A 13,722-nucleotide genomic window follows, 5' to 3' on the forward strand; every position below is an offset into this window, starting at 1 on the left:
CTTTAGGGACCTACCCGGGAACCGCATCACGCACGCGCCAGGTGCCCCCGGCTGACGGAGAGCTCGATGATCTCCTTGGCGTAGGAGCCGAGCGTCGGCGAACCCTCCTCGATGATCTTCACCTTCTCCAGGACCTGGTCGGCCGTCACCTTGTACAACGACCAGGTGCCACCCTCGTTGTGGTGGTTGGCCATGATCGGCGCGATCCTGTCGAGTGCCTTGGCGAACTTCGCCTCAGCGGTTTCGCGCTCCTCGAACTCGTCCCACAGCGCGCGCAGCCGCGTCGACTGGTCCTCGGGGAGCAGGCCGAAGATGCGGTCGGCCGCCTTGCGTTCGATGCCGAGCTGGGCCTCGACGGCCCCGGCGTCGTAGATGAAGGTGTCTCCCGCGTCGATCTCGACGATGTCGTGGACGAGCAGCATCGCGACGACCTTGTCCATGTCGGTGCCCGGCGGCGCGTGCTCGGCCAGGATCATGGCCAGCATCCCGACGTACCACGAGTGCTCGGCGTCGTTCTCCCGCCGGGACCCGTCCATGAGGGTGTTACGGCGAACGACACGTCTGAGCTTGTCGATCTCCATGGCGAAGGTGAGCTGGGCGTGGAGGCGGTCCTGTTCTGGAGGGGTGGTCACGCGCGCAAGCCTAGTGCGCGCCGATCGCCGGTCATCGGACGGTCAGGCGATGACACGGGACCCAGAGTGACCACGACCCCGCTGAACACGCCTTTCCCACCGTACGGCGGGCACCCCGCGTGTCGCGTCGCCGTACGGCATGGCACGGCCCGCGCCGGAGAGCCGGCGCGGGCCGTGACGTCGTCACTCGGTGACGCCGAGCCCCTGGGCGACGCCCTGGCCCAGGTCCTTGTGGATGTTGGTCCAGTACTCGACGACACGCTTCTTCGTCTCGTCCGTCACCTCGGGGGCCGAGGCGTGGCCGACGACGTTGCTCACCAGGTGGGAGCGGTCGGTGTCGGACAGCACGTTCTCCCACAGCGCGCGCGGCTGGACGTAGTCGTCGTCCTCGCGGTGCAGGGTGTAGGCGGATCGGATGATCTCACCGCTGACGTGGTAGTCCTCGCCCGCGTACAGCGCCGGGTCGGCCACGGGGCCACCGACGGTGTTGGGGGCGTAGACCGGGTCCCCCGGGTTGTTGAAGGCCATCTGACCGTCCTTGTTGTAGCTGTGGACGGGCGAGAGCGGCCGGTTGATCGGCAGCTGCAGATAGTTGGTGCCGATGCGGTAGCGGTGGGCGTCCGGGTAGGAGAACAGCCGTCCCTGGAGCATCTTGTCCGGGGAGGGGCCGATGCCGGGCACGAGGTTGGCGGGCTCGAAGCTCGACTGCTCGACCTCGGCGAAGTAGTTCTCCGGGTTCCGGTTCAGGACGAACTTGCCGATCGTGATCTCGGGGTAGTCGGAGTGCGGCCACACCTTGGTCAGGTCGAACGGGTTGAACCGGTAGTCGGCGGCGTCCTCGAACGGCATGACCTGGACGTTGACCGTCCAGGACGGATGGTCGCCGTTCTTGATCGCGGTGTGCAGGTCGCGGATGTGGTGGTCGGCGTCCTGCGCGACGAGCGCGCCCGCCTCGGCGTCGGTCAGGTTCTTGATGCCCTGGTCGGTCTTGAAGTGGTACTTGATCCAGAACTTCTCACCGGCCGCGTTGTACCACAGGAACGTGTGCGAGCCGAAGCCGTGCATATGCCGCCAGGAGGCCGGGGTGCCGCGGTCGGTCATCAGGAAGGTGACCTGGTGGGCGCTCTCCGGGGAGAGCGTCCAGAAGTCCCACTGGATGTTGTGGTCGCGGAGGTTGGTGTCCGCGCGGCGCTTCTGGCTGTGGATGAAGTCGGAGAACTTCTGCGGGTCGCGAATGAAGAAGATCGGCGTGTTGTTGCCGACGATGTCGTAGTTGCCCTCTTCGGTGTAGAACTTGATCGCGAACCCGCGCGGGTCACGCTGGGTGTCGGCGCTGCCGAGTTCCCCGGCGACCGAGGAGAAGCGCAGGAAGAGCGGGGTCTCCTTGCCCTTCTGGAACAGTCCGGCCCTGGTGAACTGGCTGACGTCCTCGGTGATCTGAAGGATGCCGTGGGCGCCACCACCCTTGGCGTGGACCACTCGCTCGGGAACCCGTTCCCGGTTGAAGTGGGCCATCTTCTGGATCAGGTAGTGGTCCTGCAGCAGCAGGGGCCCGTTCGGTCCGACCGACTGGGAGTGCTCGTCACTGGGGGCGGGAATTCCGGCATCGGTCGTGGTAGTGGGCCTGGTGCTCATGATCGGTCCTCCGGGTTCTCTTCATCGAGCATCTTCGGAACGACACTCGGGACACACGCCCCAGTAGATGACGTCCGCCTCGTCGACCAGATAGCCGGCGTCCGAGGCGGGGTCGAGGCATGGGGCGTGTCCGACGGCGCAGTCAACGTCGGCGACCCGCCCACACCGTCTGCAGACGAGGTGGTGATGGTTGTCACCGACCCGCGTCTCGTATCGGGCGGGGCTGCCCGCCGGTTCGACCCGGCGCAGCAACCCCTCACGATGCAGCGCGTGAAGGGAGTCGTAGACGGCTTGCAGGGAGACATGACCCACCCGCTCCCGTACGCCGCGGTGGACGGCGTCCACGTCAAGATGATCGCCCTCCCGTACGGTCTGCATGATCGCCAGGCGCGCCGCGGTCACCCGTAGGCCCGCCTGCCGGAGCCGGTCCTCGTCCTCCATGAAGTCCACGCTATGCACCAAACCTGAACGATTCAACCAATTGACGTATTCCATTTTGTCTGGTTCAGGTAACCGCTTTGTCTGCTTAGGGTCATCACGGCCTGCCTGTTCCCCATCGCGAGGCCGGGATGGCATCCTCGGATAGCGATGAACACGTATATCCCCCGCCGCCTGACAGTGGCCGCGGTCGTCGCAGCCTCAGCCCTCCTCGGTACGGCCTGCTCAGCGGCCGAATCGGCGACCCCGGGAGCCTCGGGGAGCACGCCCGACGTCGTCGAGAAGCCGGTCTCCTCCTCCTCGACCGAGCCGGAGACCAAGCCGGAACGCAAGCCGTACACCATCTCCTTCGGAGGGGACGTGCACTTCGAGGGGGTGCTGCGCAGCAGGCTCAACGCCAACCCGAGGACCGCTCTCGGCCCCATCGCCAAGGTGCTCGGCGCCGCCGACATCGCGATGGTGAACCTGGAGACCGCGATCACCACCGGCGGGACACCGGCGCCCGGCAAGCAGTACACCTTCCGCGCCCCGGCCAGCGCGCTGACCGCCCTGAAGGCGGCGGGGGTCGACGTGGCGTCCATGGCCAACAACCACGGCATGGACTACATGCAGAGCGGCCTGGCCGACTCGCTGGCCGCGATCAAACGTTCCAGGTTCCCGGTCGTCGGCATCGGCAGGAACGCCGCCGAGGCCTACAAACCGTGGCGGACCACGGTGAACGGCAACCGGGTGGCCGTCATCGGCGCGACCCAGGTGCTCGACGCCGAGTTCGTCCAGGCGTGGACCGCCACCGACCGGCAGGGCGGCCTGGCCTCCGCCAAGAACGAGGCACGGCTGCTGCAGGAGGTGCGCAAGGCGCGCAAGAACTCCGACACGGTGATCGTCCATCTGCACTGGGGCACCGAGCTGCAGAAATGCCCGAACGAGGCCCAGCGCTCGCTGGCCCCCAAACTGGTCGCGGCGGGCGCCGACGTCGTGGTCGGCGGGCACGCGCACATCCTGCTCGGCAGCGGCTACCTCGGCAGGGGCTACGTCAACTACGGCATGGGCAACTTCGTCTTCTACAACTGGGGACCGGAAACCGGCAGGACCGGCGTCCTCACCCTGACGATCAACGGGCGTCGGGTGATCAAGGACCGCTGGACCCCGGCGACCATCCAGGGCGGCGTTCCCGTCCCGGTCACCGGTACGAACGGACAGCGGGCGACGGCGAACTGGAAGACGCTGCGTGGCTGCACGGGCCTGACGCCGACTCCGAGCTGACCCCGAGACGGCCCGGGCTGACTCTGGGCTGACCCCTCGGCCGGGCCGGAAATTGACAGGGCTCATATGGGATGTACGGGGAAAATCATGCGATTGACAGAGAGAACCTGACCGGAAGGGGGACGGGCGGGCAAGATGGGTGGGTGACCATGCCTGCCGAGGAGACATGTGAGGCCCCGCTGCGGCGCCAGCCGACCCAGCGACGCAGCGCACGCCGTGTCGAGAAGATGCTCGACGCCTGTGCCGAACTGCTGGACGAGATCGGATACGAGGCGCTGTCGACCACCAGGATCGCCGAACGCGCGGGTGTCGCGATCGGTTCGATCTACCAGTTCTTTCCCGACAAGCGGGCCATCACCCAGGCGGTGACCAGGCGCCATGTCGAACGGTTCGTCTCCCGAGTCGGCAGGCGCTTCCTGTCGGAGGACTACGGCGGCTGGTGGGACGCGGTCGACGCGATCATCGACGAGTACGTCGACATGCACAGGACCGTTCCAGGCTTCGGCGTCCTGCACTTCGGTGACGTCGTCGGCCTCAACCTGCTCGACGGGGTCTCCGACAGCAACACGGTGATCGCGGGCAGGCTGCGCGGCCTCCTGCTCCAGGAGTACGGCCTGACCGACAGCGAGGAGCTGGACCTGGCCATCCTCGTCGCGGTCGAGGCCGCCGACGCGGTGCTGAAGCTGGCCTTCCGGCGTGACTCAGAGGGCGACCCCCAGATCGTCGCCGAGGCGAAACGCCTGATCAGGGGCTATCTGAACCGTCAGTTCGCCGGAGCCTCCGCCTGAGAGGGACCGCTCACGGAGTCGGCCGGCGCCCCGTCGGAGGTGCTGTCGGAGGTGCCGGTGGGGGCGTCGGCCGCGGGCTCTCCGGGAGCCGCCGCGCACAGCCGTTCCTGCCGGTGCCTGCGCCGCTGCTCGCGCTCCGCGGCCCGAGCCTGCGCGGCCTCGGTGACCGAGGCCCCCGCCGAGGCGGAGACCCGTGCCCCGGAGACGATCCCCGGGCGGCCGTCGGAGGCGGCGTCGGCGGCGTCAGGGGTTCGGACGCCGTCGGCGAGGGTTCCGGCCTCTCGCTCCCGGCGGTTCTCCGCCTGTGGGCGCTTCCCGGGGCCGCACAGCGTCACGCCCGGTACGGCGACCGTCTCGTTGCGGAACCGTGCCGGGGAGTCCTCCGCCTCGGCGACCGGCGAGGTGAGCTGTTCCTGACGTATCCGGCTCTCCAGGGAGACGAGCTCCCGATGGGCCCGTTCGACGGCGTCCATCCTCGCCGAGAGGTATCCGGCACACCCCGGGACGATCACGGAGAGTCCCGCGAGGAAGGTCAGAGTGAAGGTTGTCTGCTTGGACATGCCCATCGCAGCCCCTCCGAACATAACGCTCCACGAGCAGGAGACGCCTGCCATATGCCCGCTTTCCTGGCGAAACACGCGCTTGGTAGTCAATCGTTTACAACTGGTGGATGAAGGAATACCTGCCGTTGTGCGGACGAAACCAAGCGCCGCTCGCTACTCTCGCGATGTGGCGCATGTGACACGTGGGCAACTTGATCGGTTGCTTGAGCAGGCACTTTTGGCCGACGATCACGGAGACCTCGCCCGGCGGTTGGAAGGGCTGGTCGAGGAGTACGTGTCCGGAGACATCTCGCGGGCCGCGATCCTGGTGCTCGCCGCCGAGGAGTGGCGGCAGGCCGGGCAGCCGGCCCATGCCCTCGTCTGCTTCCAGCGGGCCGTGGACGACGGTGGGGAGGTGGGCGTCGATCCGAGGGCGGGCATCGCCGACACCCTCTTCGAGCTCGAACGGCCGGACGAGGCACGGCAGGTCATCGAGACGATCAGACATGAGGGGGAGGTGACAGCCTCGACCGCTCTCACGGTCGCCGAGACCCTCGTCGCCTACGGCGATCTGCGGCAGGCGCATCTGTGGGCCACTGAGGGGGCGCACAGGGCGGTGCGGGACAGCGGGGAGCATACGGCTCTACTCCGCACCCGTTACCGGATCAGGGTCGATCTGGGGCTTCCCGAGGACGAGCTGGACGCGCTGCTCGACCTCTCACGCTGAGGTCGGGCCGTGGTCCCCGCGCAGAGAGAGCCACGGCCCACAGGTCATCCCAGGCCGCCCAGGCCCAGGAGCGGAAGCAGCGTTCCCAACGGGGACAGCAGCTGAGGCTTCGGCGCCGGCTTCGGAGCCGCGGGCCGGGTGGCGGGCGGCTGGACGTACTGCTCCGGCTCGGCCGAGGGGCGCTCGTCGCCGATCTCCCTGGCCGAGGCGGGGCGGGGCAGCGGCGTCAGCTCGTAGGGGTTGTCCGACCGGCCCTGGGTCTCCGGTGGCACGGGGGCCGACCGCGGACGGCCGCCGTTGACGTTCTTGCGTGTCTCGCCGACGCTCACGCCGTAGGCGGGCGGGTCGGACAGGTTGCCCTCGGCGACATTGACCGACTGGGTCCTGGCGGACTCAGTGGCGTTCTTGGCGAAATTGCTGTACTTGGGGTCCATGATGCCCTCGGCGGCGACGACCTCGTTCACCAGACCGAAGAGGTTCTTGGCGAACGAGAGCGCGTTCGCCGCCTGGGGGCCTATCACCTTGTCGGTGACCCGTAGCGGAGCCTTCCCGGCCGCGAGTCCGTTGGCGACCGTCGTCCGCTGCGCGTCCAGGAAATCGTTGGTTCCCTCACAGACCGTCGGTGCGGTCCCGGGCGCCTGCAGAAGGCATGGCACCAGCGAGTCCACGACGGAGGCCGAAGCAGCCGCCGGAAGTCCGAACCCGGCCGCGAGTCCGCCGACGAGGGCGGTGCTGAGCACCGCCCCCGCGAGGATCCCGCGGGTCTTGCGTGACCCGTTCGACATGCGCGTCTCCCTGTTACTTTCGGTTGTCGGAAGAATGCTGAAAGTAACAGGAAGAGCCCCGCGCCGGGAGCGTTTGGACCGATGCTGGTCAAACTCTTGCCGACGGCCCCACGGCCAGGGTGTCCCCCTTCTCGTCGAGATCGACCAGAACCTCGTCACCGTCCTGGATCTCCCCGGCCAGCACCTTCTTGGCCAGCGTGTCGCCGATCGCCGACTGCACCAGACGACGTAGCGGACGCGCGCCGTACAGGGGGTCGTAGCCGGTCAGCGCCAGCCAGTCACGCGCGGCCGGGGTGACCGTCAGCGTCAGCCTCCGGTCGGCCAGGCGCCTGGCCAGGTGGGCCACCTGGAGGTCGACGATCCTGGACAGCTCCTCGGTGCCGAGCGTGTCGAACAGGATGACCTCGTCGAGCCGGTTGAGGAACTCCGGCTTGAAGGAGCTCCTGACCGTGTCCAGCACCGCCTTGCGCTGGGTCTCCCTGTCGAGGCCCGGGTCCACCAGGAACTGCGAGCCGATGTTGGAGGTGAGGATCAGGATCACGTTGCGGAAGTCGACGGTCCTGCCCTGCCCGTCGGTGAGCCGCCCGTCGTCGAGCACCTGGAGCAGGATGTCGAAGACCTCGGGGTGGGCCTTCTCGACCTCGTCGAGCAGCACCACGCCGTACGGCCTGCGCCGGACCGCCTCGGTGAGCTGGCCGCCCTCCTCGTAGCCGACGTAGCCGGGAGGGGCGCCCACGAGACGCGCCACGCTGTGCTTCTCGCCGTACTCGCTCATGTCGATGCGGACCATCGCCCGCTCGTCGTCGAACAGGAAGTCGGCCAGCGACTTGGCGAGCTCGGTCTTGCCGACGCCGGTCGGGCCGAGGAACAGGAAGCTTCCTGTCGGCCGGTCGGGGTCGGCGATGCCCGCGCGGGCGCGCCGTACGGCGTCGGAGACCGCCTGCACGGCCTGACGCTGGCCGATCAGGCGCCTGCCGAGTTCGTCCTCCATGCGCAGCAGCTTGGAGCTCTCGCCTTCGAGCAGACGGCCGGCGGGGATGCCCGTCCACGAGGAGATGACCTGGGCGATGTCGTCCGGGCCGACCTCCTCCTTGACCATCGGGTCCTCGGGCTGGGAGGCGGCGGTCGCCTCGGCCAGCTCCTCCTCCAGCCTGGGCACCTCGGCGTACATCAGCCGGGAGGCGGCCTCGAAGTCGCCGTCGCGCTGGGCACGTTCGGCGGCGCCGCGCACCTCGTCGAGCTTCTTCTTCAGGTCGCCGACCCGGTTCAGGCCCGCCTTCTCCCGCTCCCAGCGGCCGACCAGGCCGTTGAGCTCCTCCTGCCGGTCGGCGAGCTCCCTGCGCAGCCGTTCGAGGCGCTGCAGGCTGCTCTCGTCGGTCTCCTTGGCGAGCGCCAGCTCCTCCATCTTCATCCGGTCCACGTTCCGCTGGAGCTGGTCGATCTCCACGGGACGGGAGTCGATCTCCATGCGCAGCCGGGAGGCGGCCTCGTCGACGAGGTCGATCGCCTTGTCCGGCAGGAACCGGGAGGTGATGTAGCGGTCGGACAGCGCCGCCGCGGCCACCAGCGCGCCGTCGGCGATCTGCACCTGGTGGTGGGCCTCGTAGCGGCCCTTGAGGCCACGCAGGATCGCGATGGTGTCCTCGACGGTCGGCTCGCCGACGTAGACCTGCTGGAAACGCCGTTCGAGGGCGGGGTCCTTCTCGATCCGCTCGCGGTACTCGTCGAGCGTCGTCGCGCCGATCATCCGCAGCTCGCCGCGGGCCAGCATGGGCTTGAGCATGTTGCCCGCGTCCATGGCGCCCTCGGCCGCGCCCGCGCCGACCATGGTGTGCAGCTCGTCGATGAAGGTGATGACCTGCCCGTCGCTCCCCTTGATCTCGCCGAGCACGGCCTTGAGGCGCTCCTCGAACTCACCGCGGTACTTCGCCCCGGCGACCATCGCGCCCAGGTCGAGCGCGACCAGGCGCTTGTCGCGCAGGCTTGAGGGCACGTCACCCGCGACGATCCGCTGGGCCAGCCCCTCGACGACGGCGGTCTTGCCGACGCCGGGCTCACCGATCAGCACGGGGTTGTTCTTGGTCCTGCGGCTGAGCACCTGGATCACCCTGCGGATCTCCGAGTCACGGCCGATCACCGGGTCCAGCTTGCCCGCCCTGGCCCGCTCGGTCAGGTCGACGCCGTACTTCTCCAGCGCCTGGTAGGTGTCCTCGGGCGTCTCGCTGGTCACCCTGGCGTGCCCGCGGACCTTCTCGAAGGCGTCGAGCAGGGCGTTCGGGGTCGCGCCGTCGCGTCTGAGCAGCTCGGCGATCGGGCCGCCGTCCGCGGCGAGGCCGACCAGGAGGTGCTCGGTCGAGACGTACAGGTCCTCAAGCTGGGTCGCCCGCTGGGCGGCGGTGTTCAGCACCGTCAGCAGCTGCCGCGAGCTGGACGGGGCGCTGACCGTCGAACCCTGCGCCTTCGGCAGGGCCGCCAGCTGCGTCTCCGCCTCGGTGCGCAGCTTCTTCCAGTCGGTGCCGACGGCCTCAAGCAGGGGTACGGCGGTGCCGCCGGTCTGGGCGAGCAGCGAGGTGAACAGGTGGGCGGGGGCGACCTCCGGGTTGCCCTCCGCGGCCGCCCGCCTGATCGCTGAGGAGAGAGCCTCCTGGCTCTTCTGGGTGAGCTTGTAGTCCATGCTTGTCTGCCTTGCTCCGTTCGGCGGCTACGGCGCCGGGCGGGCCGGCGCGATGATGTCCCCCCGGCCTTCGAGTTGGAGTGTCAGGCGGGCGGCAGTTGGTACTGGATCAGAGCGCGGATCATGGCCATCTCCGCGCGCAGGCGATGGTTCTCGTCACGAAGGCGGAGCGCCTCGGTCTCCAGCGCCAGGATGCGTTTGATGCCCGCGAGGTTGATGCCCTCCTCCTGGGAGAGCCGCTGCACCTCGCGGAGCATGACGATGTCGCGTGTCGAGTACAGGCGTCCGCGCCCCGCCGTACGGCCCGGGCTGACCAGGCCGAGACGGTCGTACTGGCGCAGGGTCTGGGGATGGAGGCCGGACAGCTGGGCCGCCACCGAGATCACATATACGGGGGTGTCGTCCGACAGGTCGAAGTAGTTGGCGTCCATGGCTACTCGCTTCTGGCCAGTTCGATGAGCTCGGCTCTCGGGTCACCACCAGCCGTCGCGTCGCGGAAGTCCTCAAGGGCCCCCCTGGCCTTGTCCTCCAGCTGTTGAGGCACCAGGACCTCGACCGTGACGAGCAGGTCGCCCTTCGTGCCGTCCTTACGGGCCACACCCCTGCCCCGCACCCGGAAGGTGCGGCCGTTGGGGGTGCCCTCGGGGATGCGCAGCGTGACCGGCAGCCCCTTCAGGATCGGCACCTTGATCTCGGCCCCGAGCGCCGCCTCGGTGAAGGTGACGGGCACGGTGATCGTCAGATTCTCGCCGGTCCTGCCGAAGACAGGGTGCGGCTTGACGTGGATCTGGACGTACAGATCACCGGCGGGACCGCCGTTCTCGCCCGGTGCGCCCTTGGCCTTGATCTTGATGCGCTGACCGTCGCCGACCCCCGCCGGGATGCGCGCCTGGATCGTCCGGGTGCTCTTGCCCCGTCCGCTGCCCTCGCAGACCTCGCACGGGTTGTCGACCAGCAGCCCCCTGCCCTTGCAGTCACGGCACGGCTCGGAGAAGGCGAAGTTGCCGAGGTTCCTGCTGGCCGCCCCGGTGCCCTCGCAGGTCGGGCAGACCCTCGGGGTCGTCCCGGCCTTCGCCCCCGTGCCCGCGCAGGCCGTACAGGCCGAGGAACTGGTCAGGCGGAGCGAGACCGTGGTCCCCTCGACCGCCTGGCCGAAGGAGAGCGTGACCTCGGACTCGATGTCCTGGCCACGCCGCGCCCTCGTGGTCGTCCCCCCGGAGCGCTGGGCGCCACCCCGGTTGAAGATGCCTCCGAAGATGTCGCCGATGCCACCCCCGCCGCCCGTGCCGCCCTGCTGGGTGCCTCCGAACAGGTCTCCCAGGTCGAAGGGGAACCCACCCCCACGCGAGGCCCCCCCGGCCCCCGCGTATCCGCCGAGTCCTGATCCGAACAGCGTCCGCGCCTCGTCGTACTCCTTGCGGCGCTTGGTGTCGGACAGGATGTCGTAGGCCTCGGAGACCTCCTTGAACTTCGACTCGGTCTCCGTGCTGCCTTGGTTGGCGTCCGGGTGGTACTGCCTGGCCAGCTTCCGGTACGCCTTCTTGATCTCTTCGGCGGTGGCGGTCTTGGGCACACCAAGGACGGCGTAGTAGTCCTTCTCCAGGTAGTCCTTGGTGCTCATCTCGGTTCCTTTTCAGATCTCAGATACGGGGGGTTCAGCTGTCGCTCGCGACGGGCTCTTCTTCGGGCTCGGCGACCGCGACCCGCGCGGGGCGGAGCACACGGTCGCCGATTCGGTAGCCGGGCTGCAGGATCTCCACGCAGGTCGGCTCGGTGACATCGGAGGAGTAGCTGTGCATGAGGGCCTCATGCACCGTCGGGTCGAAGGGCTCGCCCTTGGTCCCGAAGGCGCTCAGCCCCAGCTTGCCCGTCGCGGCCTCAAGTGACTCGCTCACCTTGGCGAACCCGCCGGTGAGCTCGCCGTGGTCGCGGGCCCTGCCGATGTCGTCGAGAACCGGGAGCAGCTCGGTCAGCACACCGGCCACCCCCTGCTCCTTGATCAGGCTCCTGTCTCGATCGACCCGCTTGCGGTAGTTGGAGTACTCCGCCTGGAGACGCTGCAGGTCCGCGGTGCGCTCGGCGAGCTGGATCGCCAGCTCGGCCGAGGCCAGGTCGGTGGCCGGAGCGGGCTGTTCGGCCTGCTCCTTGACCGGCTCACCGTCCGTCGCGCGCGCCTGCCCCGTCTCGGGGTCGATCTTGCGGTTGTCGCGGATCACCGGCTCCTGCTCGGAACCGTTCTCACGCGTGTTCACGCTCGTGCTCCCCTCGGCCTGCGACGTCACTTCGCTCCGTTGTCGCGCTTCGGCTCGTCGTCCACGATCTCAGCCTCGACCACGTCGTCGTCGGCCTTCTGGCCGTCGGCGCCCGCGGCGCCCGCCGCACCGGCCTGGCCCTCGGAGGCCTGGGACTGGGCGTAGATGGCGGAACCCATCTTCTGGCTGACCGTGGCGAGCTTCTCCGCGGAGGCGCGGATCGTCGCCGAGTCGGTGCCCTCAAGGGACTTCTTCAGCTCGGCGAGGGCCTCGTTGACCTCGTTCTTGATGTCGTCGGGGACCTTCTCCGCGTTCTCACCGAGGAACTTCTCGGTCTGGTAGACCAGCGACTCGGCGTTGTTGCGGGTCTCGGCCTCCTCGCGGCGGCGCTTGTCCTCCTCGGCGTAGGACTCGGCCTCGCGCATCATGCGCTCGATGTCGTCCTTCGGCAGCGCGGAGCCGCCGGTGATGGTCATCGTCTGCTCCTTGCCGGTGCCGAGGTCCTTGGCGGAGACGTTGACGATGCCGTTGGCGTCGATGTCGAAGGTGACCTCGATCTGCGGGATGCCGCGCGGCGCCGGGGCGATGCCGGTCAGCTCGAAGGTGGCCAGCTTCTTGTTGTAGGCCGCGATCTCACGCTCGCCCTGGTAGACCTGGATCTGCACCGACGGCTGGTTGTCCTCGGCCGTGGTGAAGACCTCGGAGCGCTTGGTGGGGATCGTCGTGTTGCGCTCGATGATCTTGGTGAAGATGCCGCCCTTGGTCTCGATGCCCAGCGAGAGCGGGGTCACGTCGAGCAGCAGGACGTCCTTGACCTCGCCCTTGAGCACACCGGCCTGCAGGGCGGCGCCGATGGCCACGACCTCGTCCGGGTTGACGCCCTTGTTGGGGTCCTTGCCGCCGGTCAGCTCCTTGACGAGCTCGGCGACCGCGGGCATACGGGTCGAGCCGCCGACGAGGACCACGTGGGCGATGTCGGAGACCTTGATGCCGGCGTCCTTGACGACCTGGTTGAACGGGCCCTTGCACCGTTCGAGCAGGTCGGCGGTCAGCCGCTGGAACTCGGCCCGGGTGAGCTTCTCGTCCAGGTGCAGCGGACCCTCGGCGGAGGCCGTGATGTAGGGAAGGTTGATCGAGGTCTCGGACTGGCTGGACAGCTCGATCTTGGCCTTCTCGGCGGCCTCGCGCAGACGCTGCAGGGCCATCTTGTCCTTGGTCAGGTCGACGCCGTGCGCGTTCTTGAAGCGGTTGGCCAGCTCGTCGACGACGCGCTGGTCCCAGTCGTCACCACCGAGGTGGTTGTCGCCGCTGGTGGCCTTGACCTCGACGAAGCCGTGGCCGTCCTCCTGGCCGACGTCGAGCAGGGACACGTCGAAGGTGCCGCCGCCGAGGTCGAAGACGAGGATGGTCTCGTCCTTCTCCTTGTCGAGGCCGTAGGCGAGCGCGGCCGCCGTCGGCTCGTTGATGATGCGCAGCACGTTGAGGCCGGCGATGGTGCCCGCCTCCTGGGTGGCCTGACGCTGGGCGTCGTTGAAGTAGGCCGGGACGGTGATCACCGCGTCGGTGATCTTCTCACCCAGGTAGGCCTCGGCGTCCTGCTTGAGCTTCTGCAGGACGAAGGCGCTGATCTGCTGCGGGGAGAACTTCTTGCCGTCGATCTCCTGAGCCCAGGTGGTGCCCATCTCGCGCTTGACCGAGCGGATGGTCCGGTCGACGTTGGTGACGGCCTGCCGCTTGGCGACCTCACCCACGAGGACTTCACCGTTCTTCGCGAAGGCGACCACGGACGGGGTGGTCCGCGAGCCCTGAGCGTTGGCGATGACCGTGGGCTCACCGCCTTCGAGAATCGAGACGACGGAGTTGGTCGTCCCCAGGTCGATACCTACCGCACGTGCCATGAGTACGTCCTTGTAGTCAAAGTTGAGTGGGTCAGACTCATAGTGGAGCTTCGAGTGGTGTTTGTCAAACGACTTGAGTCTATGCCGC

General features: G+C 68.4%; 12 protein-coding genes and 1 pseudogene. 3 read left to right on the forward strand and 10 right to left on the reverse strand.

The window, feature by feature from the left end:
• Positions 1-26: 26 nt before the first annotated feature.
• From ACFYY8_RS14930 to ACFYY8_RS14940, 3 genes are all read right to left on the reverse strand, one after another.
• Positions 27-581, reverse strand: coding sequence for an HD domain-containing protein (locus ACFYY8_RS14930; RefSeq protein WP_352011281.1), 555 nt, complete (start codon positions 579-581; stop codon positions 27-29).
• A gap of 234 nt (positions 582-815) precedes the next feature.
• Positions 816-2,267, reverse strand: a complete 1,452-nt coding sequence (locus tag ACFYY8_RS14935) for a catalase (protein ID WP_390040923.1) — start codon at positions 2,265-2,267, stop codon at positions 816-818.
• Positions 2,268-2,288: 21 nt separating this feature from the next.
• Positions 2,289-2,708: a Fur family transcriptional regulator gene (locus tag ACFYY8_RS14940; protein WP_352010965.1), complete on the reverse strand. Its 420-nt coding sequence runs from the start codon at positions 2,706-2,708 to the stop codon at positions 2,289-2,291.
• Positions 2,709-2,855: 147 nt separating this feature from the next.
• Between ACFYY8_RS14940 and ACFYY8_RS14945 the strand changes: the two genes are divergently transcribed.
• Positions 2,856-3,968, forward strand: a complete 1,113-nt coding sequence (locus tag ACFYY8_RS14945) for a CapA family protein (protein WP_390040925.1) — start codon at positions 2,856-2,858, stop codon at positions 3,966-3,968.
• Positions 3,969-4,117: 149 nt separating this feature from the next.
• The gene (locus ACFYY8_RS14950; protein ID WP_352011280.1) at positions 4,118-4,756 is read left to right on the forward strand and encodes a TetR family transcriptional regulator; all 639 of its coding nucleotides are present in this window, start codon (positions 4,118-4,120) and stop codon (positions 4,754-4,756) included.
• On the opposite strand, the gene ACFYY8_RS14955 is transcribed toward ACFYY8_RS14950, so the two are convergent.
• On the reverse strand, positions 4,732-5,316 hold the full coding sequence (locus ACFYY8_RS14955; RefSeq protein ID WP_390040927.1) for a hypothetical protein: 585 nt from the start codon (positions 5,314-5,316) through the stop codon (positions 4,732-4,734). The genes ACFYY8_RS14950 and ACFYY8_RS14955 overlap by 25 nt on opposite strands.
• Before the next feature lie 220 nt (positions 5,317-5,536).
• Between ACFYY8_RS14955 and ACFYY8_RS14960 the strand changes: the two genes are divergently transcribed.
• On the forward strand, positions 5,537-6,025 hold the full coding sequence (locus tag ACFYY8_RS14960; protein WP_390040929.1) for a hypothetical protein: 489 nt from the start codon (positions 5,537-5,539) through the stop codon (positions 6,023-6,025).
• A 44-nt stretch (positions 6,026-6,069) separates the two neighbouring features.
• On the opposite strand, the gene ACFYY8_RS14965 is transcribed toward ACFYY8_RS14960, so the two are convergent.
• The 6 genes and pseudogenes from ACFYY8_RS14965 to dnaK all read right to left on the reverse strand — a co-directional run bounded on the left by ACFYY8_RS14965 (position 6,070) and on the right by dnaK (position 13,634).
• Positions 6,070-6,810, reverse strand: coding sequence for a hypothetical protein (locus tag ACFYY8_RS14965; RefSeq protein ID WP_390040931.1), 741 nt, complete (start codon positions 6,808-6,810; stop codon positions 6,070-6,072).
• Between the two features lie 88 nt (positions 6,811-6,898).
• Entirely contained in the window at positions 6,899-9,484 is a 2,586-nt protein-coding gene (gene clpB / locus ACFYY8_RS14970; RefSeq protein ID WP_390040933.1) for an ATP-dependent chaperone ClpB, read from the reverse strand.
• A gap of 178 nt (positions 9,485-9,662) precedes the next feature.
• A pseudogene (locus ACFYY8_RS14975) lies at positions 9,663-9,915 on the reverse strand (heat shock protein transcriptional repressor HspR); the annotation flags it as partial.
• Positions 9,916-9,917: 2 nt separating this feature from the next.
• The gene (gene dnaJ / locus ACFYY8_RS14980) at positions 9,918-11,105 is read right to left on the reverse strand and encodes a molecular chaperone DnaJ (RefSeq protein ID WP_352010959.1); all 1,188 of its coding nucleotides are present in this window, start codon (positions 11,103-11,105) and stop codon (positions 9,918-9,920) included.
• A 34-nt stretch (positions 11,106-11,139) separates the two neighbouring features.
• Positions 11,140-11,736 (reverse strand): nucleotide exchange factor GrpE, encoded by a 597-nt coding sequence (grpE, locus tag ACFYY8_RS14985; protein WP_390040935.1) that lies wholly within the window; start codon positions 11,734-11,736, stop codon positions 11,140-11,142.
• Positions 11,737-11,762: 26 nt separating this feature from the next.
• A complete protein-coding gene (dnaK, locus tag ACFYY8_RS14990) occupies positions 11,763-13,634 on the reverse strand; it encodes a molecular chaperone DnaK (protein WP_390040937.1) in 1,872 nt (623 codons plus the stop codon).
• Positions 13,635-13,722 lie beyond the last annotated feature (88 nt).

Source organism: Streptosporangium sp. NPDC001559 (genome assembly GCF_042893955.1).
Taxonomy (GTDB): Bacteria; Actinomycetota; Actinomycetes; order Streptosporangiales; family Streptosporangiaceae; genus Streptosporangium.

Coding starts and splice junctions, on each gene's coding strand:
- dnaK (WP_390040937.1), bottom strand. CDS start 13,634: ATGGCACGTGCGGTAGGTATCGACCTGGGGACGACCAACTCCGTCGTC.
- clpB (WP_390040933.1), bottom strand. CDS start 9,484: ATGGACTACAAGCTCACCCAGAAGAGCCAGGAGGCTCTCTCCTCAGCG.
- ACFYY8_RS14945 (WP_390040925.1), top strand. CDS start 2,856: ATGAACACGTATATCCCCCGCCGCCTGACAGTGGCCGCGGTCGTCGCA.
- ACFYY8_RS14965 (WP_390040931.1), bottom strand. CDS start 6,810: ATGTCGAACGGGTCACGCAAGACCCGCGGGATCCTCGCGGGGGCGGTG.
- dnaJ (WP_352010959.1), bottom strand. CDS start 11,105: ATGAGCACCAAGGACTACCTGGAGAAGGACTACTACGCCGTCCTTGGT.
- ACFYY8_RS14950 (WP_352011280.1), top strand. CDS start 4,118: ATGCCTGCCGAGGAGACATGTGAGGCCCCGCTGCGGCGCCAGCCGACC.
- ACFYY8_RS14955 (WP_390040927.1), bottom strand. CDS start 5,316: ATGTCCAAGCAGACAACCTTCACTCTGACCTTCCTCGCGGGACTCTCC.
- ACFYY8_RS14930 (WP_352011281.1), bottom strand. CDS start 581: ATGGAGATCGACAAGCTCAGACGTGTCGTTCGCCGTAACACCCTCATG.
- ACFYY8_RS14935 (WP_390040923.1), bottom strand. CDS start 2,267: ATGAGCACCAGGCCCACTACCACGACCGATGCCGGAATTCCCGCCCCC.
- ACFYY8_RS14940 (WP_352010965.1), bottom strand. CDS start 2,708: ATGGAGGACGAGGACCGGCTCCGGCAGGCGGGCCTACGGGTGACCGCG.